Genomic DNA, 21,691 nt, shown 5'->3' with positions numbered 1-21,691 from the left:
GAATTTCTAAATGAAAAGAATGTTAATTAACGCAACTCAAAAAGAAGAGTTGCGTGTCGCTTTGGTTGATGGCCAGCGACTGTTCGATCTAGATATCGAAAGTCCAGGTCACGAGTCAAAGAAAGCGAATATCTACAAAGGACGTATTACCCGTATTGAACCAAGCCTAGAAGCGGCATTTGTTGATTACGGCGCAGAACGTCACGGTTTCCTCCCTCTTAAAGAAATTGCCCGCGAATACTTCCCTGAAGGTTATACATACCAAGGCCGTCCTAGCATTAAAGAAGTGCTAAGAGAAGGACAAGAAGTAATCGTACAAGTTGAGAAAGAAGAACGTGGTAGCAAAGGCGCTGCACTGACAACTTTCATCTCTTTGGCTGGTAGTTACTTAGTTCTTATGCCTAATAACCCTCGTGCTGGCGGTATTTCTCGTCGTATCGAAGGTGATGAACGCACTCAACTGAAAGCAGCATTAAGCACTCTTGAGCTTCCTCAAGGCATGGGCTTAATCGTGCGTACAGCAGGTGTTGGCAAAAGTGCAGAAGAGCTAGAGTGGGACTTGAACGTTCTATTGAATCACTGGGGCGCTATTAAGCAAGCTTCTGATTCAAATGCAGCTCCTTTCCTTATTCACCAAGAAAGTAACGTTATCGTTCGTGCGATTCGTGACTATCTACGTCGTGATATTGGCGAGATTCTAATCGACAGCAATACTATTTTTGAACGTGCACAAGCGCACATTCAATTAATACGCCCAGATTTCATGAATCGCGTTAAGAAATACGATGGTGAAGTGCCACTATTTAGCCATTACCAGATTGAAAGCCAGATCGAATCAGCTTTCCAACGTGAAGTTCGTCTTCCGTCTGGTGGTTCTATCGTGATCGACCCAACAGAAGCTCTAACTTCTATCGATATCAACTCTGCTCGTGCAACAAAGGGCAGCGATATTGAAGAAACAGCGCTAAACACTAACCTAGAAGCAGCCGATGAAATTGCACGTCAATTACGTCTACGTGACCTAGGTGGTCTTGTTGTTATCGACTTCATCGATATGACTCCGGTTCGCCACCAACGCGAAGTTGAAAGCCGTCTACGTGATGCCGTTCGTTTAGATCGTGCACGTGTTCAGATTGGTCGTATTTCTCGCTTTGGTCTTCTAGAGATGTCTCGTCAACGTTTGAGCCCATCACTAGCAGAAGCAAGCCACCACATTTGTCCTCGTTGTACAGGTACTGGTGTTGTTCGTGATAACGAATCTCTAGCACTTTCTGTTCTACGTTTGATTGAAGAAGAAGCTCTGAAAGACAACACAGCACAAGTACTTGCTGTTGTGCCTGTTCCAATCGCCTCTTACCTTCTGAACGAAAAACGTCGCTCAGTAAACCACATCGAGAAGAACCAAGAAGTTAAGATCACTGTTGTTCCTAACTCTGACATGGAAACGCCACACTTTGAGGTTATCCGTGTTCGTGAAGGTGAAGAGTTCGATCTACTCTCTTACTTGCTGCCTACCAAGCTAGAAGCTTTAAAAGAAGCAGAAAGCAAAGAACCAGTAGAACAGACTCTTCGTCCTAAGAAGATCGAAGAGCCTGCTCTGAAAGGTTTCGCGGCTCCAGCTCAGTCAGCACCTACTCCTGCACCAGCTCCTAAAGCTGTTGAAGAGAAGAAAGTTGAACCAGCTGCAACGCAAGAACCTAGCCTAATTGGCCGTTTCTTCAAAGCTATCGGTAGCTTCTTATTTGGCTCTTCAACTCAAGAAGAGAAGAAAGAAGAAGAGAAGCAAGAAGAAAAACCTAAGAACAATCGCAACAACGGTAACCGTCAACGCCGTGATCGTAACGACAACCGCCGTCGTAACCAACGTGGTGACCGTGGCGAACAACGTAACGAGCGTGGTGACCGTAGCGAACAACGTAATGAACGTGGCGACAATCGCAACGAAAACCGTGACAACAAACGCCGTCGTAAACCTGTACGTGATGAGAAACCTGAAGAGCAAAAAGAAGCAGCTCCACAGCAAACTCGTCAGCCTCGTAAGCCTAAGCAAGATCGTCGCAATAAGCCACGTGATGAGCAGAAGCAACAAGAAGAGCAAGTACCATCTAAATTAGCAGAAGAAGGTCTACAGCTAGCGGCAGAAGCTCAAGCTGATAAACCAGAAGCGCCAAAGGCGAAGCCTGAAGCAAAAGCTGTGAAAATTAAAGAGCGTCGTCAACGTCGTAAGCTGAACAAACTAGTTCGAGTTAAAGACCAGCAAGCTCAAGCAGAAGCTGACAACAATGCCGATAACGCTTCAAAAGAGCAAAAGGCACAAACAGCAAATCACGAACAAGCTGTAGCTCAAGAGCAAAAAGTTGTGGAACAAGTAGAAGCAACTCAAGTAAATGCTGAGCAAACAGAACAGGAAGAGCCGAAGCAACGTCGTAACCGTCGTTCTCCACGTCACCTACGTGCAAGTGGTCAACGTCGTCGTCGCGGTCGTGATCGTCGACCTAACCCATTCCGCCTACGTAAAGGTGGTGTAGCTTCTCCTGAGATGGCTATGGGTAAAGTGATGCCTCGCTTCATTCCAAAACCTCACCACAATCAGACAAAACCTGAAGTGGCTGAAATGGACGTTGCTGTTGAAGCTCAAGTTGCTACTGAAACTCAAGTTGCTGTTCAAGCTCAAGAGCAAAATACAGCTCAAGAGAATGCACCTCAAAGCAACGTAGTGATGGCTGGCGGTTTTGCTTGTCCTGAATTAGCTATGGGTAAAGTAATCATCTCTCGTGAAGACGCAGTTGTTGCTGAAGAAACTCGCTCTGAAGCTCAGGTAACTGAAGCTCCTGTAGTCGTTGAAGAAGCACCAGTGGTTGTTGAAACTGAGAAAGTTGAAGCTCCAGTGATTGTAGAAGCGACGAAAGTCGAAGCGGCTGTTGCAGTAGAAGAGACAACACCAGTTGTTGAAGCTGAAGCACCTAAAGCTGAAAGTGCAAAAGTTGAAGAAGCGCCTGTTGTAAAAACAGAAGCTCCTCAAGCTGCACCAAAAGCAACGGTTGCTAAGAAGCAAGCAGGCTCACCAATGACTAAAGCTCCTGGTCCACAAGAGATCAAAGAGATTGAAGTTGTTGCAGCTCCGTTCCGCACTGAGCGTTTTGTACCGAAAGGTGCAGGTAGTCAAGCAGCGTCGAACCAAGCTGGCGCAGGTATGACTAAGCCAAACTACTAGCGATTACTGATAGATAATCACAAGTAAATAGAATCAAAGGCTGCTTATTAAAGCAGCCTTTTTCATATCTACTAATCGAATAAAAATTAACAGATATATTACTCAAAGTTAGGTTCAACCTTGAACTTAGTCACATTTTTGGGTAGCATTCGCGCACTTATCTTTTCGACACTTCGCTATTGCCGCTCTTTTCCATCACTGTTTGGCTACGCAATACACTCGTGTCGGTAAATCCATTTTTAGCATAGCTGAGCAAACATGTTCGAATTCCCACAATTTTCAAAGCACTCTGTAAAGAATGACGTGCTTTCAGGTCTTACAGTAGCCCTAGCTCTGGTACCTGAAGCCGTAGCATTCGCCTTTGTTGCTGGCGTTGACCCAATGGTTGGTCTTTACGCAGCATTCATCGTAGGTTTAATCACTTCCGTCTTCGGTGGTCGTCCAGGTATGATTTCTGGTGCAACTGGCGCAATGGCCGTTGTAATGGTGAGCCTAGTGGCAACCCATGGCGTTCAATACCTATTCGCAGCCGTTATGCTGGCTGGCCTTCTGCAAATTGCAGCGGGTGTATTCAAGTTAGGTAAATTTATCCGTATCGTTCCACACCCAGTAATGATTGGTTTCGTGAACGGTTTGGCAATTGTGATCTTCCTAGCTCAGCTTGGTCAATTTAAAGCGCCAGACGTAACGGGTGCATTAACTTGGTTACCAAGCGGTCAAATGACACTGATGTTAGGCCTAGTCGCACTCACTATGGGTATCATCCACTTCCTACCTAAACTCACTACAGCAGTACCTTCTTCATTGGTAGCTATTGTAACGGTAACGGCTTTGGTTGTAGGCCTTGATCTTGAAACTCGTACTGTTGTTGACTTCCTACGTACTATGTCTGGTGACGAAGCCGCTACGCTAGCGGGCTCTCTACCAACGTTCTCTATTCCTGCAGTTCCGTTTTCTTTCGAGACACTTCAGATCATCCTGCCATACGCAATTATCCTTGCAGCTATCGGCCTGATCGAGTCTCTACTGACACTAACGGTACTAGACGAAATGACAAACACTCGTGGCCAATCTAACCGTGAATGTGTTGGTCAAGGTATGGCTAACGTAACGTGTTCTGTATTCGGTGCGATGGGTGGTTGTGCGATGATCGGTCAATCGATGATCAACGTAAACTCAGGCGGTCGTGGTCGTCTTTCAGGTATCGTAGCGGCAGTCGCACTACTGATGTTCATCCTGTTTGGTTCTGCACTGATTGAAATGATTCCTCTAGCAGCACTTGTGGGCGTAATGTTCATGGTTGTTATCGGTACGTTTGAATGGGCAACCTTCAAACTTGCGCGTCGCGTTCCTAAGCAAGATTTCTTCGTTATCGTTCTGGTTACCGTGGTAACAGTACTAACGGACCTTGCGGTCGCTGTTGGTGTGGGTGTTGTTGCTTCAGCACTAATGTTCGCATGGCAACATGCTAAACACATCTACGCAGACAAATCAGTTAACGCTGAAGGCTCTAAAGAGTACAAAGTTAACGGCCCAATCTTCTTTGGTTCAACCGCTAACTTCCTTGAATTGTTTGACGCATACAACGATCCACAAGATGTTATCGTTGATTTCGCCAACTCACGCGTGACAGACCACTCTGCAATTGAAGCGATCGACACGATTGCTGACCGTTACGCTGCACTAGGTAAGACACTTCACCTTCGCCACCTAAGCCAAGACTGTGTTGCTATGCTGCACAAAGCCGGTAGCTTAGTTGAAGCGAACGTTGCAGAAGACCCAATCTACAAAGTAATGTCTAAGTAATCTTAGCTGTAGCTTTAAGTTAGATTTAGAAAGGCCGACATTCGATGTCGGCCTTTTTTATATCGATGAACCTTGATACTTTATCGCCCAACCAAGAACACAGCCTCTACGCTACATTGAACCCAGTATCGCTTCGCTAGACTCTTCGATTAAATCCAACACCAACTCAAAGCCATTTCCCTCACCATAATAAGGATCCGGTATCTCTTGATATTGTGACTCTCCAAAGCTCAAGAATAGCGCAAGTTTGTATTGAAGGTGGGCTGGGCACTGATTCGTTAAATCATCTAAATTCGCCTTATCTGCGGCTAGTATTAAATCAAACTCATCAAAATCATTCATCACTACCTTGCGAGACGTAATACCTTTGAAGCTGTAGCCACGATTCTCACCTGCTGACTTAGAACGTGAATCTGGTGGGTTACCTTGATGAAAGCCAATCGTCCCCGCGGAGTCGACCGTTACATCAATATCCATCTGTTGAGCTTTCTTTCTAAGCACCGCTTCACCTGTTGGCGAACGACAAATATTCCCCATGCAAACAACGAGTATCTTTTTCATCCGTAATCACCTGTTCTTCCGATGGTTTTTGCTATCGTTAAGTTAGGCTATGATAGGTGCAATCACAACTTAAAAGGATTTGTTATGTCGACCGAAGACAACAAAGAACAACGCCATAAAGCAAGACAACAGAAAGTAAAAGAACAAGTTGATGCACGAGTGGCTGCAGCACAAGAAGTGAAAGGCCTGTTATTGGTTATCACTGGTAACGGTAAAGGTAAATCAACATCCGGTTTTGGCACCATAACTCGTGCCGTCGGTCACGGTAAGAAGTGTGCAGTCGCTCAGTTTGTGAAAGGGACTTGGGACAACGGCGAAAAAAACGTTCTCCAAAAGCTGGATGTTGAATTCCAAGTAATGGGGACTGGCTTTACATGGGAAACCCAAGACAAAACAAAAGATATTGAAGCCGCACAACGTATCTGGAAAGAATGTCAGCGTATGTTGGCTGATGAGTCCATTGACGTGATTCTGTTTGATGAGCTGACTTATATGGTGAGCTATGGCTATATCGAACTGGATGAAGTGGTAGAAGCTCTGAATAACCGTCCTAAAATGCAGTCAGTAATTATTACTGGCCGTGGCGCGCACCGTACTCTTACAGAGATGGCGGATACGGTATCTGAAGTTCGTAACGTGAAACACGCTTTCGAATCGGGTGTGAAAGCGCTTCAAGGCGTTGACTGGTAATCGCATTCAACTAGAGATCCCCGACTCGGTCATTCTTCCCTCTCGAGGATGACGACGCTTCAGTGTTACTCCCCTAAATAAAGGACGAGCACCGATCGTCATTCCCTAAAACGAGGGACGAGTCTCATAGGGAATCTCTTGGCTTACTAAGCCCGGATAATAATCAGCACCCAAACAAAAGCGCCACTCCTGCAACAGGAGTGGCGCTTCTTTTATATGCGAGTTAGAAAAGGTTTAGTTAAAGAAACCTTTCAACAAACCGTCAACCGCTTCTTTGGTCTTCTCGTCTTTGATCTTATCCGTTAGCTTATTCACACCACGGTCGATCTCTTTTTGTGCTTTTTGCTTCAACACATCATCAAAAACAAGCGCAAATTTCGGGTCAGCCCATTGGCCTGTCACCTTAATTGGGATGGTCACATCTTTCAGGTCATCAATGTTCTTACCGCCCTGACCTTCCAGCGAACCAACAATCGATGTACGAACAAGGAAGTCGACCGTTTCATTAATGAAGTTTGCTTTACCTTGACCTGTCACGCGTAGCAGAGGTGACTGTGCCGATAAGTCGTTCGTTGAAACCCAACCCTTATCAACTTTCAGTGTCGCTTTCATTGCGCTGAAGTCCGTCTTTTGAGCCTCATCTTTGCTTTCAACTTTTTCGCCTTTGATCTTAGCGTAGTTTTCTCGAATCAGTTGAGCAACATTGATGCCATTCACCGCACCATCTTCAAAGTTAATCACGATAGTACCGACTAGGTTCTTCTTGATTCCTGTTGGCGTCAGGCTCTTACCTTTAACGTTAACATCGATATTACCCGTGCCTTCCAGCATGTCGTTGTTCGCTACATCAACCAGTAACGGTTGAACCTTCACACCTCTAATTTTCTTCTTAGCAGTGTAAGTCGCTGGTGTTTTACGAGCGTCTAGCTTAGCGGTCGCAGAAATAGAACCTTGGTAAAGATTCGATGTGAATGAGGTTAGCTCTGCGATACCACGGTTAACCGAAAATGCCGTTTTAACATTCTGCATCTTCGCGTTATTCGCCTTGAACTTATCAATAGTGATGTCACCTTTCACGTCTAACGTTTTCAGAGCCGACAGATCAGGTTCCACTTCTTTAGCAGGAGCTGAACTACCAGAGTTTGACGTTGAGCCACCAGCAGAACCAGAAGGAGCTGTGCTCGCTGTTTCTGTTGTATTGCCTAAGCCTAAGAACTCGTCCAAATCGATATTCGGGCTATGAAGTGAGAAACGAACCTTTGGTATTTCAGATAGGGTTACGTCTGCTTTACCGTCTAAAGCAATAGCGTTAGCTTGTAGCTTCTCTAACACAAAGCTCAGGTGGCTCTTATTAAGATCGAAGCTTAAATCAGACAGCATATCCACTTTCATTGGAGACTGAGGAAGCGTGTCGCCTTTGAATGTTGAGTCTAACGTTAATTTGTTCAATGTTACTTTTGAAATCGCGCTATCAACCGTAAGTTCACCGCCACCTTTAAGATCAAGGTCAAGGCCAGCCGCATTGCCGATTACAGCGTAAGTCAGTTGGTTTACCTTATCGAACTCAAACGTATTCAAACCAATCTTTGCTGACTCAATCGACGTTGCTGGATCATTGAACTTAGCGTTTAGGTCAATATTACGCAGTGCGTAACTTGCGAAGCCTTCCGCTAATTTGAATTCTGCACTGCCGTTTGCAGAGAACTTCTGTTGGTTGTTTTCACCAGAAGCCGCAAACGTCGCGGTTGTCCATGTATCAACGGCAAACTCAGAAAGGTTCAAAGACACATCGTATAGCTTAGTGAATGAACCTGCTTGCTTGTCGTCCATCTCAAACAATGCATTTGAAACAGTGACGCCTGCAAGGTTGATCGTCCAACCAGATGCGTCTGTAGCACTTTGCTCTTGAGGCGCAGGTGTTGATTCAGAACTTGCGTCGGCTACAGGCTCAGACTCTTGAGGAGCTGATGCTTGCGTTAGCGCGTCGATATTCTTACGACCATCTTTAAGCGTTTCTAAATAGAATTCTGCTCCATCTAGAGTAATGTTGCCGATCTCTAGTTGGTTGCTAAATAGCGGGGTAACCGAAACATCAACGCCAACGGTATCAACCTTAAACAGGTTTGGTTGGGTGAATCCTTCAGGGTTACGTAATTCAGTTTGACCAAGTTCGAAGCCAATAGATGGGAAGAATTGCCAGCTGATATCGCCCTCGATCACGAGCTCTAGGCCTGTGTGTTTTTGGGCTTGTTCGACAATTAATGGCTTAAATTGGTTAGGGTTCACTAACAGCACTAGTGCCAGAATTGCTGCAACGACAACAAACACTGGTACAGCTATGAAAATGAGTAGTTTCTTCATCCGCATATTCCTTGCTTAGATTCCAAAAGAAAGTGGCACTATAAAAGTGCCACTGATTCGGTAAAAAATAAAGCTAAGTGAGTCACTTAGGCAAATTTTTATTCGATTAAGACTTCAACAACTTCGCAATGTGCGCTTTTAGCACGTCAATCGCAATACGGTTTTTACCACCACGAGGAACGATGATGTCTGCATGTTGTTTTGAAGGCTCGATAAACTGCATGAACATTGGACGTACTGTTTCTTGATATTGCTTAAGTACCGTGTCCATTGTACGACCACGTTCTTCTACATCACGTTTAACACGGCGTAGTAGACAAATATCTAACGGTGTATCCATAAACACGCTTGCGTGCATTAGTTTACGAAGACGCGGGTCTGTTAGAAGCAGAATACCTTCTAAAATGATCACTTTCTTAGGTGTAAGTGTAGTCGTTTCAGAAGTACGTGTGTGTTCTGTGTAGCTGTATTCAGGAACTTCTACCGCATTGCCACTCATTAGCTGCTGTAGGTGTTCACATAATAGATCATGATCCAGTGCATTTGGGTGATCGTAGTTAGTTTTAACACGCTCTTCCATACTCAAGTGGCTTTGGTCGCTGTAGTAGCAATCTTCCGTGATAACACCAATTTGATGGTCGCCTACTTTCTCGCGCAACTCATTATAAATTGTACTAGCAATCAGACTTTTTCCTGATGCTGAAGCGCCAGCGATACCTACGATGACACATTGATTATTATCAGACATTAATTTTGCACCCGATATGGTTTGGTGGTGGGAAGAGATAAACCGCCTGATTATAGGGGCTAAACAACATAGATTCTAGTCGCCATTCTAGCTAATTGCAGTCAAATTGATGTTATCTATACATTAAATGAATACAATCGTTTGCTTTAGAATAACTGGCGTACAACTATTTGCACAAACCCAACGGCTCTTTAGCCAAATACAAAAGCTATTTATCTCACCCAAACATTATTTATACGGCCTTAAGACTTATCTACTCTAATCAACCATAGAAAAGTTGATCGCTTCCGGTCTCGCTTTTCCCGTCCAGAACATTTTCGCAGCTACATTTTCAGCCAATTCTAAGTAATGACGAGTGTGTTCGCTGTCCGGGCGACGTATAACCGTTGGGCAACCCGCGTCGATGTCTTCTCGTACATCAATATGCAGTGGAATTTGCGCCAAAATATCGAGGAAGAACTCTTCCGACATGGCTTCTGCGCCACCAGCACCGAAGATATGCTCTTTTTCGCCACAGTGACTACAAATATGGTAGCTCATGTTTTCCACTAAGCCTGCAACTGGCACGCTCACTTTATCGAACATCGCCACGCCTTTGCGTGCATCGGCTAAAGCCAAATCTTGAGGTGTCGTCACGACTACCGCGCCCGTTACTGGGATCTGCTGCGACAAAGTTAACTGAATATCACCTGTACCCGGTGGCATGTCGATAACAAGATAATCCAACTCTGGCCATACGGTTTCGTTAACAAGCTGACCTAAAGCCTTCGCTGCCATTGGGCCACGCCAGATGGCAGCATCATCTTTCGACACAAGATAGCCAATAGAATGTGTGAAAATGCCATGCGCCTCGATTGGCATCATCCATTTGTTGTTCTGTACTTCTGGCTTGGCATCCAACTGACCGAGCATCATAGGCACAGATGGACCATAGATATCCGCATCCAACAAGCCCACTTTTGAACCTGATTTAGATAACGCAAGCGCAAGGTTTACTGAAGTTGTCGATTTACCCACCCCACCCTTTGCCGACGTCACGGCGATAATGTTCTTAACACCTTTCAATGGTGTTGCGACTGTAGTTTCTAGCGCAGACGGCTTCACTTTTACTTCAAACTGAAAAGTGTTGACAAGCTGTTGTTCAATCTGGGAGTGGATCCACTGTTCCAGTTCAACCGCGAGCTGATTAGCTGCAAAAGGCAAGGTAATGACAAATGACCCACGCGGATCAACCGATACAATATTTTGGTGTAGCGCCCACTCTGGGATGAGGATTGGTGACTCGAACTCATTCAACCATGAACAGAAATCTTGCTTAGAAGTAAAGTTACGCATTGGGGCTCCTTTTTTTATTTATGCTATCACCCACGAGATGAAGACTGAACCCCTAAAAAACTAGGGGAATCCTTTGTCTGATACCTTGGCGTATCACACGTTATAAAGTAGTATTACCTCTCAAAATTTATACCTATCAAAAAAGCGAATTATTAAGTATGGCAACTGATCCAAGACAACTTTTGGTAACTTGTGCGCTTCCGTACGCTAACGGCTCTATTCACCTTGGCCATATGCTTGAGCATATCCAAGCTGATATCTGGGTTCGATACCAGCGTCTACGTGGCAACACTGTAAACTTCATCTGTGCTGACGATGCTCACGGCACGCCAATTATGCTTAAAGCTCAACAGATGGGTATCACGCCAGAAGAGATGATCGCTGCTGTTAGTGAAGAGCACCAAAAAGACTTCGCTGGCTTTGATATCAGCTTTGATAACTACCACAGCACACATAGCGAAGAGAACCGTGAACTGGCTTCTCACATCTATCTAGAACTTAAAAAGAACGGCTTCATTTCTAGCCGTACTATTTCTCAGCTTTTCGATCCTGAGAAAGAGATGTTCTTACCAGACCGCTTCGTAAAAGGTACTTGCCCTAAGTGTAAGTCAGAAGACCAGTATGGTGATAACTGTGATAACTGTGGTGAGACATACAGCCCAACTGAGCTAATTAACCCTAAATCAGCGGTTTCTGGCGCAACTCCAGTAATGAAAGATTCTGAGCACTTCTTCTTCGACCTACCTCAGTTCGAAAGCATGCTTAAAGAGTGGACTCGTTCTGGCTCTTTACAGAATGAAACTGCAAACAAAATGCAGGAATGGTTCGAGTCTGGTCTGCAACAGTGGGATATCTCACGTGATGCACCTTACTTCGGCTTCGAAATCCCAGGCGAGAAAAACAAATTCTTCTACGTATGGCTAGACGCTCCTGTTGGTTACATGGCTTCTTTCAAGAACCTATGTGACAAGCGTGACGATCTAAACTTTGACGAATACTGGAAGAAAGACAGCACAACTGAGCTTTACCACTTCATCGGTAAAGACATCGTTTACTTCCACAGCCTATTCTGGCCTGCAATGCTAGAAGGCGCTGGTTTCCGTAAGCCAAACAACGTATTCGTACACGGCTACGTAACGGTGAACGGTGCGAAGATGTCTAAGTCGAAAGGCACATTCATCAAAGCAAGCACTTACTTAAACCACCTAGACCCTGAGTGTCTACGCTACTACTACGCTGCGAAACTAAACAGCCGTATTGATGACCTTGACCTTAACCTTGAAGACTTCACTCAACGTGTAAACGCTGACGTCGTAAACAAGATTGTTAACCTAGCGTCTCGTAACGCTGGCTTCATCACGAAACGTTTTGAAGGCAAACTTGCTGCTGAATTTGCAGAACCTGAGCTATACAACGAATTCGTTGCTGCTGCTGAGCGTATCGGTCAGCTATATGAAACTCGTGAGTTCAGCCGCGCTATCCGTGAAATTACTGCACTAGCAGATAAAGCTAACCAGTACATTGACGAAAAAGCACCTTGGGTTCTTGCGAAAGAAGAAGGCAAAGAGAAAGAGCTTCAAGAAGTTTCTTCTGTCGGTATTAACCTATTCCGCGTGCTAATGGCTTACCTGAAACCAGTTATGCCAGAGCTTGCGGCGCGCACTGAGGCTTTCCTAAACGAAGAGCTAACGTGGGAAGCGATTGCTACACCGCTAACTGATCATGAAATCACTAAGTTCAAAGCGCTGTTTAGCCGTATTGATCCGAAGAAAGTGGAAGCAATGATCGAGTCTTCTAAAGAAGATGCAGCCGCAGAAGCAGCTGCGAAAGAAAAAGCAGAAGCTGAAAAAGAGCAAGCAAGCCAAACTGAGCTAGACAAAGAGCCAATCGCAGACGAGATTGAGTTCGATGCCTTTGCAGCAGTCGATATGCGTATTGCTCGTATTATCTCATGTGAAGAAGTACCAAAAGCGAACAAACTACTGAAGTTCCAACTGGACATCGGTGGTGAAACTCGCCAAGTATTCTCTGGCATCAAGTCAGCATACAAACCTGAAGAGCTAGAAGGCAAGCTAACCGTAATGGTAGCAAACCTAAAACCTCGTAAGATGAAGTTTGGCATGTCTGAAGGCATGATCTTAGCCGCGGGCCCTGGCGGCAGCGACCTGTGGATCCTTGAGCCACACGAAGGTGCTCAACCTGGTATGCGTGTAATGTAATTCTGGCTTCAGTCAGATAACAAACACTCATAGCGAAATCCCTAATGCATTTTTAACTTGAAAGAGTTAATCAGCATTGGGGATTTTTTATATCTACCGAAAATAAGCGTTCTCTGTTAGAGTCGCCGTCAACTATGCTATGTAGAGTAGAAATTGGTTTGTCGACGATAACGGGCTAACCAACACCTCTTTACTCTCCAAACCCTTTTTAGGAATCCCCAGTGACTAACAACGAAATCTTGCGTCGTATTCAACACGCGCTAAACCTTAAAAATGCACAGATCATTAAAGCTATCGAGCAAGCTGATGTGACCGTTGCTCATGACCAAGTGATCAACTGGCTAAAAGACGACAACGACAAGTCATGCTCTACGATGAAAGATAAAGAGTTAGCGGTATTCCTAAATGGTTTTATCAACCTTAAGCGTGGCAAAAAAGAAGGTGTTCAACCTAAACCTGAAGTTGCTCTGACTAACAACATGATTTTCATGAAGCTACGTATTGCGTTGAACATGAAAGCAGAAGATGTGTTAGATATATTAGAAGTGGTAGGCATCAGCCTAAGTAAGTACGAAATTGGTGCCTACTTCCGTAAGCCAGAGAACAAGAACTACAAAGTATGTGAAGACCAACTACTTTGCGATTTTCTAAATGGCGTGCAATTTACTAACCGTCCAGACTCAGAAGAGTTTGCAGGGTAAGTTACTGCCTATTGATAAGTTTTCACCAACTATCGATAAATAAAAAGCGGCGAGATAATTTGATTATCTCGCCGCTTTTTCGTTTTCTTTACGTCGTTTACTTAATAAGTAAACCAACCTAACAGGACTTTAATGAAAAGACTTAGCTGTCGTCTTCAGTAAAGTTTGTTGGTAACGTTGTTTTCATCTCGTTCCAAATCTGAGCGCTTGCGATACCGTAGTTACGAATCACAAGTGGCAAGTTTTCACGCTCACCACTTTCACAAATAACAAACAAGTCTTTGTAGAACTCCATGGCTAAGCGACGAGCTTCTGGGTTAGAGAAGTAGTAGCTGCCAACACGGTCGTACAATTTACGAACACCGTTGAAGATCAGACCATAAATTTGGTTACCTGAATGGAATGCTAAACGTTGGAAAAGCATGTAATCGTAGAAGTTAAAAGTTTTAGCAACTAAGATCGTTTGACGCTTCGCTTCATCTTTTTCTGCGTCTTCTTTCACTGATTGTTTGATCTTGTCAGCGTACGGGGAAGACTCTAAGAATTCATCCCATGTCGGTGCCGCAAGTAAAGCTTCACAAGATTCAATCACGTTAGTAATCGTACGCTCAGAAGCTTCTTTATTTGCTTTAAATGCATAGCGCATAAAAATAGGGCTGATATTGGTGCGTGCAGCAAGTAAGTCTTCTACCATTTTGCTTGCGTTATCAACATCCAACGTCATTAATGTATCAAGAATATGAAGACCTGACGTTTCCATAAACTGGTTAACTTTAGTTGGCTTACCGTGTTGGATTGTCAACCAACCATCACGAGCAAGACGCTGAAGTACTTCACGAAGCGTAGTACGTGTAACACCAATCAGCTCAGAAAGCTCACGCTCTGCGGGCAAGATAGAACCTGGAGCGAAACGGCCATTCCAAATACTTTCAATGATATACTTTTCTGCAAATCCTGCCGGGCTTTTAGCCTTAATGACCATCTACACTTCAATCCAATTTAATTATTCTGTTCTAGTTTACTCATCATACCACTAGTTCACACCCAGCGGAAACACCCTCAAAAATTTTACTCCTCCAAAACACCAGTAGAGTTAAAACTCTAAAGTTCAGCACACGTTTGCACCCTAGGTTTGAAAAGCAAGCAACGATAAACCACCATTTCAACAAACCATTAACACAACAAATTTTCTTTAAAATCAATGAGATTGGTCATAATTTCAAAGTTATTAATTTGCAATATTAAGTTGTAATAATCATATATAAACCGTCGTTATTCTGTTAATTTCAATCATTTCGCTGAAATATTGATTCTAGTCGGTTTTTATCACATTTTAAGTGGTATGCTTGCGCTACTTTGATCGCGTTTCTCAACAAAAAAGAGGTATTTTTAGGGCTACAGGGGTTTTCCTGTTGACTAAATGTTATCTAAGAGTAGAGTTGCGCTCAAAAATTAGCAGTGCTTGAGTTTCTAAGGGAGTGACTTGGCAAGACCACAGAACATTACATGGAATGTAGTTTTTCTAAGTCACTGTTAGTTATAGTTTTTAACAACCTCTATAGCTCGATTCTCAAATGTTGTATTGCTTATCTATTCATAATCAACATAAAAGAGTATTAACATGCCGATGTCTCTCGGAAACGCTTTTATCAAGAACTTCCTTGGTAAGGCTCCTGATTGGTATAAACTTGCCATCATTTCCTTTTTAATCATCAACCCGTTTGTTTTCTTCCTAGTTGACCCATTTGTTGCGGGCTGGCTATTAGTGGTTGAGTTTATTTTCACTCTAGCTATGGCTCTAAAATGCTACCCTCTTCAACCGGGTGGTTTATTGGCAATTCAAGCGGTCGCCATTGGCATGACCAAACCCGAAATGGTTTATCATGAGCTACAAGCAAACCTTCCAGTTTTACTCTTATTAGTATTCATGGTTGCTGGCATCTATTTCATGAAAGAACTTCTTTTGTTCATTTTCACGAAGATCCTGCTTGGCATTCAATCCAAAGTCCTACTCTCTGTCGCTTTCTGTATCGCAGCTGCTTTCTTGTCAGCATTCTTAGATGCTCTAACAGTAATCGCCGTTGTTATTAGCGTTGCGGTTGGCTTCTACTCTATCTATCACAAGGTTGCATCAGGTAAGGGCACAACGTCAGCGCACGATCATACTCATGATGAAGAGATCTCTGAGCTTACACGTGACGATTTAGAAAACTACCGTGCTTTCCTACGTTCACTACTTATGCACGCTGGTGTAGGTACTGCACTCGGTGGTGTAATGACCATGGTAGGCGAGCCGCAAAACTTAGTGATTGCTAAGCAAGCAGGCTGGGAATTCGGTGAATTTATCATCCGTATGTTGCCAGTAACATTGCCTGTATTCATCTGCGGCATTATCACTTGTGCACTTGTAGAGAAATTTAAAGTATTTGGCTACGGTGCAGAACTGCCAAATAACGTTCGCCAAATCTTAGTTGAATTTGACAACAAAGAACGCGCAAACCGTACAAAACAAGACGTAGCAAAACTATGGGTTCAAAGTGCAATCGCAGTTTGGCTTATCGTAGGCCTTGCGCTTCACGTCGCTGAAGTTGGTTTGATTGGTCTTTCAGTTATCATCCTAGCAACGGCGTTTACTGGCGTTATCGAAGAACACTCAATGGGTAAAGCCTTTGAAGAAGCACTGCCATTTACTGCACTTCTTGCTGTCTTTTTCGCTGTCGTTGCTGTAATCATTGACCAGGGACTGTTTAAGCCAGTGATCGATGCAGTACTTCACGTTGAAGATAAAGGCGCACAGCTCGCACTATTCTATGTGGCCAACGGTATCTTATCGATGGTGTCAGATAACGTGTTCGTAGGTACGGTTTACATCAACGAAGTGAAAACTGCACTGGTTGAAGGCATCATCACTCGTGACCAATTTGACCTACTTGCTGTTGCTATCAACACAGGTACTAACCTACCTTCTGTTGCTACGCCAAACGGTCAAGCTGCATTCCTATTCTTATTAACATCGGCACTTGCCCCATTAATTAGACTGTCTTACGGCCGCATGGTCATCATGGCTTTGCCATATACTATCGTACTGGCTCTTGTTGGCCTTGCTGGTATCGTGTTCTTTGTTGAGCCGATGACTGCTTGGTTCTACGATGCAGGCTGGATCATTCAGCGTACTGGTGAGGTTGTCGCTCCAGTTATCTCTGGTGGTCACTAATCCGATTTTGTGTTGCGAAACACAATAAGTGTATCTAACTAATCAAAAATATTAGTTGATTAGGAAACTTATCCAAGATAAAAAGCTCTGAGTATTCAGAGCTTTTTTATTTTATAGACGGGATTAAATTCGTGAACTTTTTTGCAATGCTCAAAGACTTCTCTAAGGGACGTTTATCTTGGCTTTTACTGCTGGCTTTTATTGTCTTTTTTGAGGCATGCGCTCTCTTCTTTCAACACGTGATGATGCTTGGCCCTTGTGTTATGTGTATCTATGAGCGCGTTGCTATGCTTGCTATCGGTGTCGCTGCAATGATTGGTGCTATTGCTCCAAATAACCCGATATCACGTTGGTTAGGCCTTGCTGGTTGGGGATTTGGCGCCTACAAAGGTTTGACGTTGGCTTTAGAGCACGTCGATTACCAGTTTAATCCGTCTCCTTTCGCAACCTGTGATTTATTCGTTACTTTCCCTAGCTGGGCACCTTTAAACCAATGGGCTCCGTGGATGTTTGAAGCTTACGGTGACTGTAGCAAGGTGGTATGGCAGTTCTTAGAGCTTTCAATGCCTCAATGGCTAGTGATTATCTTTGCGGGTAACTTGGTTGCTTTCGGTTTTGTGGTTATATCTCAATTTGTAAAATCGAAAAACTATTAACACTAGATCATCCAAATTAGAACAACAAAAAAGTCGACCACAAGGTCGACTTTTTTATCGCTTAAGATTTTTATCACTTAAAGAAAGTCTGTTACTCAAGCTGATTTACTCAACAAGCCGTGATTAGCTGTTTTTGCCACAGCATTGTTTAAACTTTTTGCCGCTTTCACAAGGGCAAGGGTCGTTTCGACCGATATCTTTAAATGGGTTCACACTCTGTGACTTATTACCCAGCATCGCCTCATCAGCCGCCATTGCAACCTCTGAAATCATCAGATCTATCTGATCGATTAAATCGGCAAGCGCTGGTGGATTTTCGAGCCCGGCCGCAACCATTTGTTGCTGAGTTTGTTCTTCATCAATCCCAAGCATCAAGGTTGTTAGGAGTGCTTGCAGCATACGCAGAGTACCATCCGCGACAGTCACACTTTGCCACTGCTTTTCCACTGTTGGCCAAACCATCATGAAGCCTTCAGCGAAATCCGCGAATTGTTCGTTAAAGTCACCATCAACAAGTACGTCTGTCAGTAAGTATTCACTACGCTGAATCAGGTTGTGCTGGCGATTAATCTGTTCCGTCACGATTGTTACAAGCTCTTTACCTGTTTCAGGTGCAACGATAGCTAGCCATTCTTCTGGATCGAGTGGTTTGGTCGCTAAGTTGGAAGCAAGGATTGAACCTTCAATGAACTGTGGAGTAATGTCAGTGATTGATTCCGGTAGGCTTAATAATTGATATGTCATGAAAGCTCTGAATATTGGGGCATTTTCGATATTATAACGCCATACTCCCCAAGATGTCGCCAACCACTTTCCTCTGTTTTCCCGCCAATAACCATACGCAAACCATTGCTATTCAAATATCGTCGATATTTCACTTATTTCGCTTTGATAATCAGAATATTGGGTGTAAAACGCTCACTGAAATATTCAGTTACATATAGGCGTATTCATCATGAAATCAAGGTCCCAAGGTTTTACATTACTCGAGCTTATTGTGGTGGTCGTTATTTTAGGTGTATTAGCGGTAACCGCGGCGCCTCGTTTTCTTGGTGTTCAGCGAGACGCTCATGAAGCGTTAGCGCAAGGTGCGTTTTCAGCATTTAGAAACAGCATCGATATGTACCACTCGCAATGGCTTGTCGATGGTGAGCCTGCTTTTGATCAAGTGGTGAATTATGGTGAAGGTGATGTATATCCATCAGAAACCGGTTTTCCAATCTCAGTTCGAGAACAACCGCCTACAGGAGATCCGCAAGTAGAAGGTAACCAATGTGTGGCACTTTGGAACTCTTTAATTGATTCTGATTTAGTCGCTCGTTCTCAATATGACACTGGCTTTATCCTTCCTTCTGATGAAGCGATTGTTAGTTGGTATACAGGAACACCCGAGTGCTATTACTATTACACTCCGAGCTTTACAACTTCTGAACGTTTACCCATTCTCTATTATTCACCGATTACCGGAGAAGTGAGAGTAACCCGAGAAATGGCGAACACCGCTCCTTAGTGACAATCTAACTAACAAACCGTACAATCACGCCTCGAATTTTTCGGTTCACTCAGTTTCGGTAAAGCAGCATGCGAGTAATACTTGGCCCTATGGAGGGCGTACTAGACCACCTAATGCGTGAGATTCTTACAGAGATCAATGATTACGATCTCTGTGTGACAGAGTTTGTGCGCGTCGTTGATCAACTTCTTCCTCCACATGTGTTCCACCGTATTTGCCCAGAGCTGCATCAAGGCTCTCAAACCATGGCAGGTGTGCCAATCCATCTGCAACTTCTAGGGCAACACCCGAACTGGATGGCCGAAAATGCTTTTCAAGCGGCAAACTTAGGCGCTAAAGGCATTGATCTTAATTTTGGGTGCCCAGCAAAAGCGGTAAACAAAAGTAATGGTGGGGCTTCACTACTAAAAGAGCCAGAACTCATCTATCAAGTGGTGAACGCCTGTCGAGAAGCTGTCCCTGCGCACATTCCCGTGTCCGCAAAAATCCGATTGGGTTGGGAGCACCCGGAAGAGTGCTTTGAAATTGTCGACGCTATCGAGCAAGCAAAAGCTGACGAACTCACTGTGCATGCAAGAACCAAAGTTGGCGGCTATAAAGCCAGTGAAATCAAATGGGATTACATCAATCAAATAAGAGAGAAAACCTCTCTGCCGTTGATTGCTAATGGGGAAATCTGGAACTACCAAGATGGTCAAGATTGCATAGAAGCCACAGGTGTTGATTCATTGATGGTCTGCCGCGGCGCTTTTAATATTCCCAATCTTGGCAACGTTGTTAAGCACAACCACCAGAAAATGCCATGGGACAAAGTAATCGCACTTTTACTCCGCTATTCCGAGTTTCAAATTAAAGGGGATAAAGGCATGTACTACCCCAATAGAGTGAAACAATGGTTTGTCTATTTAAGTAAAGGCTACCCTGAAGCGAACGAACTATTTAAAGAAATTCGTACTTTCAAAAAAGCGCCACCCATTGTAGAGCGCCTTCAACGTTATCAAGAAGAATACCACCAACCCGTTTGAGTTAGTTCCCCCTTATCGCGATATTGAACCTCATAGCGTGGCTAAAATACGATCCGGTCTTTACCCGTCGTCTTAGCCACGTACAGTTTTTCATCGGCGTATTTAAATATCTCTTCAAAGTTAAGCTTGTTTTTCTCTGTTTCAACAATACAAACACCGCCAGATACCGTAAATCCATTAGGAACAATGTCGGCCGAGTTCGCGCAGACCGCATTTTTTACACGTTCTAGTGTCCTTATCAGCGTCTCACGATCATCGCCTTTCATATAAACGACAAACTCTTCTCCGCCAAACCGTGCTGCCACATCACTACTTCGAACACTGTTACTAATTTGACGTGACATATAACGAATCACATCATCACCTTTATCGTGGCCATGAGTATCATTAATTGACTTAAAATCGTCGATATCAAATACCGTTAAGGCAAACAGTTGATCGTGCTCTACGCTGCGCCAAAACGCTTCTAAGCCTCGTCGATTCAATAACCCGGTCATTGGGTCTTTAGCTGCTAGTTCTTTGAAGTAACCACGTTCAATATTGGAGTTAACATAAAAGAAAATCGTAACCGAGAACAGGTACACGATAATAGCGACGATTAGGCTGTCTTTTTCATAAACGAAAAAGTGCTCCACTTCGCTAGCAAGATCCAACTCGTAGTACATCGCATGATGAGACGCGACCCCTTCTAGCTTAATCTCGTGATAGAACGTGGCCGTATCAATAGGGTTAGCTAAAGTCGTATCAATAATATCGATCCGACCCGCTAGGTGCTCATTAGAGCTCGCGAGTAACCTGTCAGCATCAATATCTACTGAGAGCATCCCTTGGTGCACTCCTTGATGGAACACGGGAATCGTCATACTAATAATTCGGTCAAGGGAATCAAAACGATATGCAGGGCCAGATAAAGTCAGTAGATCTGGGTTGTTAGCGGTTCTTTGCCAATATGGACGGCTTTTGATGGTCGAAAGTAATTCCTTTCCTAACCCTTTAGCAAAATCTTCCGGTGACGAAATAACGTATCCGCGTTTATCAATAAAATGCACACCATTGTGGAATTCATCAAGTTGAGAGAGAAATGAAAGAATAGGTGCTAGCGCTATTTTCTCGGAAGCACTTTTATAGGTACCGCTGGTTTCTGTACACAAAGATTCTTCACCGACCAGCATGTAATCAATATCAACGGAAGGAATGTCGGTAGTTTTGCCATCGGCAAGAAGCAGGCTATCGATAGGCCAAATACGGCAAAGACCATCAACCACTTGCTTGTTGTGGTCGAGGAAAAGAGGATTACCGGATTTGTAGTAATTTGAGAAACTGTAGTCTAGGGCGGTGACAACTTTAGTGGTTCCTTTGAACACGTCTTCAATACGGTTGAATTCGCTGCTGATGTCTTTTTCTACCGCGTCAAAGTGGTTCTTTCCTATTAGGCCAAGTAGCATCGCGGCGATCACTGCGGGAAACCCGAAGACAAAGGTAAGGCTAAAGTGCCTGTTTACTTTCATATAATGTGCTCTTAGCGATCAGCTGTTTTCATTTACTCCATTAATATTATTACATTAATGGACATTTTCCTCGAGGTAAAAGAGTGTAAGTTGATATGAATCAGGCCGTATCATTGAACAATTGACTCCTTTGAAAAACT

16 protein-coding genes are annotated in these 21,691 nt (G+C 43.9%); 9 read left to right on the top strand and 7 right to left on the bottom strand.

Annotated features, from left to right (window positions below; translation table 11 throughout):
• Positions 1 to 10: 10 nt before the first annotated feature.
• A complete protein-coding gene (gene rne, locus AACT19_RS17610) occupies positions 11 to 3,214 on the top strand; it encodes a ribonuclease E (protein WP_076647765.1) in 3,204 nt (1,067 codons plus the stop codon).
• 258 nt (positions 3,215 to 3,472) lie between these two features.
• A complete protein-coding gene (locus tag AACT19_RS17605) occupies positions 3,473 to 5,020 on the top strand; it encodes a SulP family inorganic anion transporter (RefSeq protein ID WP_004733998.1) in 1,548 nt (515 codons plus the stop codon).
• A gap of 111 nt (positions 5,021 to 5,131) precedes the next feature.
• Here the strand turns inward: AACT19_RS17605 and AACT19_RS17600 are convergent, their stop codons facing one another.
• Positions 5,132 to 5,581: a low molecular weight protein-tyrosine-phosphatase gene (locus AACT19_RS17600; RefSeq protein WP_076647762.1), complete on the bottom strand. Its 450-nt coding sequence runs from the start codon at positions 5,579 to 5,581 to the stop codon at positions 5,132 to 5,134.
• Between the two features lie 84 nt (positions 5,582 to 5,665).
• Here AACT19_RS17600 and cobO point away from each other — a divergent pair, with 84 nt between their 5' ends.
• Positions 5,666 to 6,271, top strand: a complete 606-nt coding sequence (gene cobO / locus AACT19_RS17595) for a cob(I)yrinic acid a,c-diamide adenosyltransferase (protein ID WP_029224603.1) — start codon at positions 5,666 to 5,668, stop codon at positions 6,269 to 6,271.
• Between the two features lie 234 nt (positions 6,272 to 6,505).
• Here cobO and AACT19_RS17590 read toward each other — a convergent pair whose 3' ends face one another.
• From AACT19_RS17590 to apbC, 3 genes are all read right to left on the bottom strand, one after another.
• Complete coding sequence (locus AACT19_RS17590) at positions 6,506 to 8,632, bottom strand: AsmA family protein (RefSeq protein ID WP_076647759.1); 2,127 nt, start codon at positions 8,630 to 8,632, stop codon at positions 6,506 to 6,508.
• 106 nt (positions 8,633 to 8,738) lie between these two features.
• The gene (gene udk, locus AACT19_RS17585) at positions 8,739 to 9,380 is read right to left on the bottom strand and encodes a uridine kinase (RefSeq protein ID WP_004734002.1); all 642 of its coding nucleotides are present in this window, start codon (positions 9,378 to 9,380) and stop codon (positions 8,739 to 8,741) included.
• Between the two features lie 258 nt (positions 9,381 to 9,638).
• Entirely contained in the window at positions 9,639 to 10,715 is a 1,077-nt protein-coding gene (apbC, locus tag AACT19_RS17580; protein ID WP_076647756.1) for an iron-sulfur cluster carrier protein ApbC, read from the bottom strand.
• A gap of 158 nt (positions 10,716 to 10,873) precedes the next feature.
• Here apbC and metG point away from each other — a divergent pair, with 158 nt between their 5' ends.
• Positions 10,874 to 12,934 carry a methionine--tRNA ligase gene (gene metG, locus AACT19_RS17575; RefSeq protein ID WP_017084023.1) on the top strand — a complete coding sequence of 687 codons (2,061 nt, stop codon included), beginning with the start codon at positions 10,874 to 10,876 and terminating at the stop codon, positions 12,932 to 12,934.
• A 221-nt stretch (positions 12,935 to 13,155) separates the two neighbouring features.
• A complete protein-coding gene (locus AACT19_RS17570; protein ID WP_004734005.1) occupies positions 13,156 to 13,635 on the top strand; it encodes a YehS family protein in 480 nt (159 codons plus the stop codon).
• 142 nt (positions 13,636 to 13,777) lie between these two features.
• Here AACT19_RS17570 and fadR read toward each other — a convergent pair whose 3' ends face one another.
• Complete coding sequence (gene fadR, locus AACT19_RS17565) at positions 13,778 to 14,617, bottom strand: fatty acid metabolism transcriptional regulator FadR (protein ID WP_017078115.1); 840 nt, start codon at positions 14,615 to 14,617, stop codon at positions 13,778 to 13,780.
• 639 nt (positions 14,618 to 15,256) lie between these two features.
• On the opposite strand from fadR, the gene nhaB reads away from it, so the two are divergent.
• Together nhaB and dsbB are read left to right on the top strand one after the other, a co-directional pair.
• Positions 15,257 to 16,849: a Na(+)/H(+) antiporter NhaB gene (nhaB, locus tag AACT19_RS17560; protein ID WP_004734008.1), complete on the top strand. Its 1,593-nt coding sequence runs from the start codon at positions 15,257 to 15,259 to the stop codon at positions 16,847 to 16,849.
• Positions 16,850 to 16,995: 146 nt separating this feature from the next.
• Positions 16,996 to 17,505 (top strand): disulfide bond formation protein DsbB, encoded by a 510-nt coding sequence (dsbB, locus tag AACT19_RS17555; RefSeq protein ID WP_076647780.1) that lies wholly within the window; start codon positions 16,996 to 16,998, stop codon positions 17,503 to 17,505.
• Between the two features lie 123 nt (positions 17,506 to 17,628).
• Here dsbB and AACT19_RS17550 read toward each other — a convergent pair whose 3' ends face one another.
• Entirely contained in the window at positions 17,629 to 18,249 is a 621-nt protein-coding gene (locus AACT19_RS17550) for a YecA family protein (protein WP_017078113.1), read from the bottom strand.
• A gap of 211 nt (positions 18,250 to 18,460) precedes the next feature.
• On the opposite strand from AACT19_RS17550, the gene AACT19_RS17545 reads away from it, so the two are divergent.
• A complete protein-coding gene (locus AACT19_RS17545; RefSeq protein WP_076647753.1) occupies positions 18,461 to 19,015 on the top strand; it encodes a prepilin-type N-terminal cleavage/methylation domain-containing protein in 555 nt (184 codons plus the stop codon).
• A gap of 71 nt (positions 19,016 to 19,086) precedes the next feature.
• Positions 19,087 to 20,043, top strand: a complete 957-nt coding sequence (dusC, locus tag AACT19_RS17540; protein WP_017084026.1) for a tRNA dihydrouridine(16) synthase DusC — start codon at positions 19,087 to 19,089, stop codon at positions 20,041 to 20,043.
• Positions 20,044 to 20,084: 41 nt separating this feature from the next.
• Here dusC and AACT19_RS17535 read toward each other — a convergent pair whose 3' ends face one another.
• On the bottom strand, positions 20,085 to 21,551 hold the full coding sequence (locus AACT19_RS17535) for a GGDEF domain-containing protein (protein WP_076647750.1): 1,467 nt from the start codon (positions 21,549 to 21,551) through the stop codon (positions 20,085 to 20,087).
• Positions 21,552 to 21,691: the final 140 nt, after the last annotated feature.

Source organism: Vibrio sp. 10N.222.47.A9 (assembly GCF_963872585.1).
Classification (GTDB): Bacteria; Pseudomonadota; Gammaproteobacteria; order Enterobacterales; family Vibrionaceae; genus Vibrio; species Vibrio splendidus.
The sequence above is the reverse complement of the archived record's forward strand: the minus strand, read 5'-3'. Positions and strand labels throughout refer to the sequence as shown.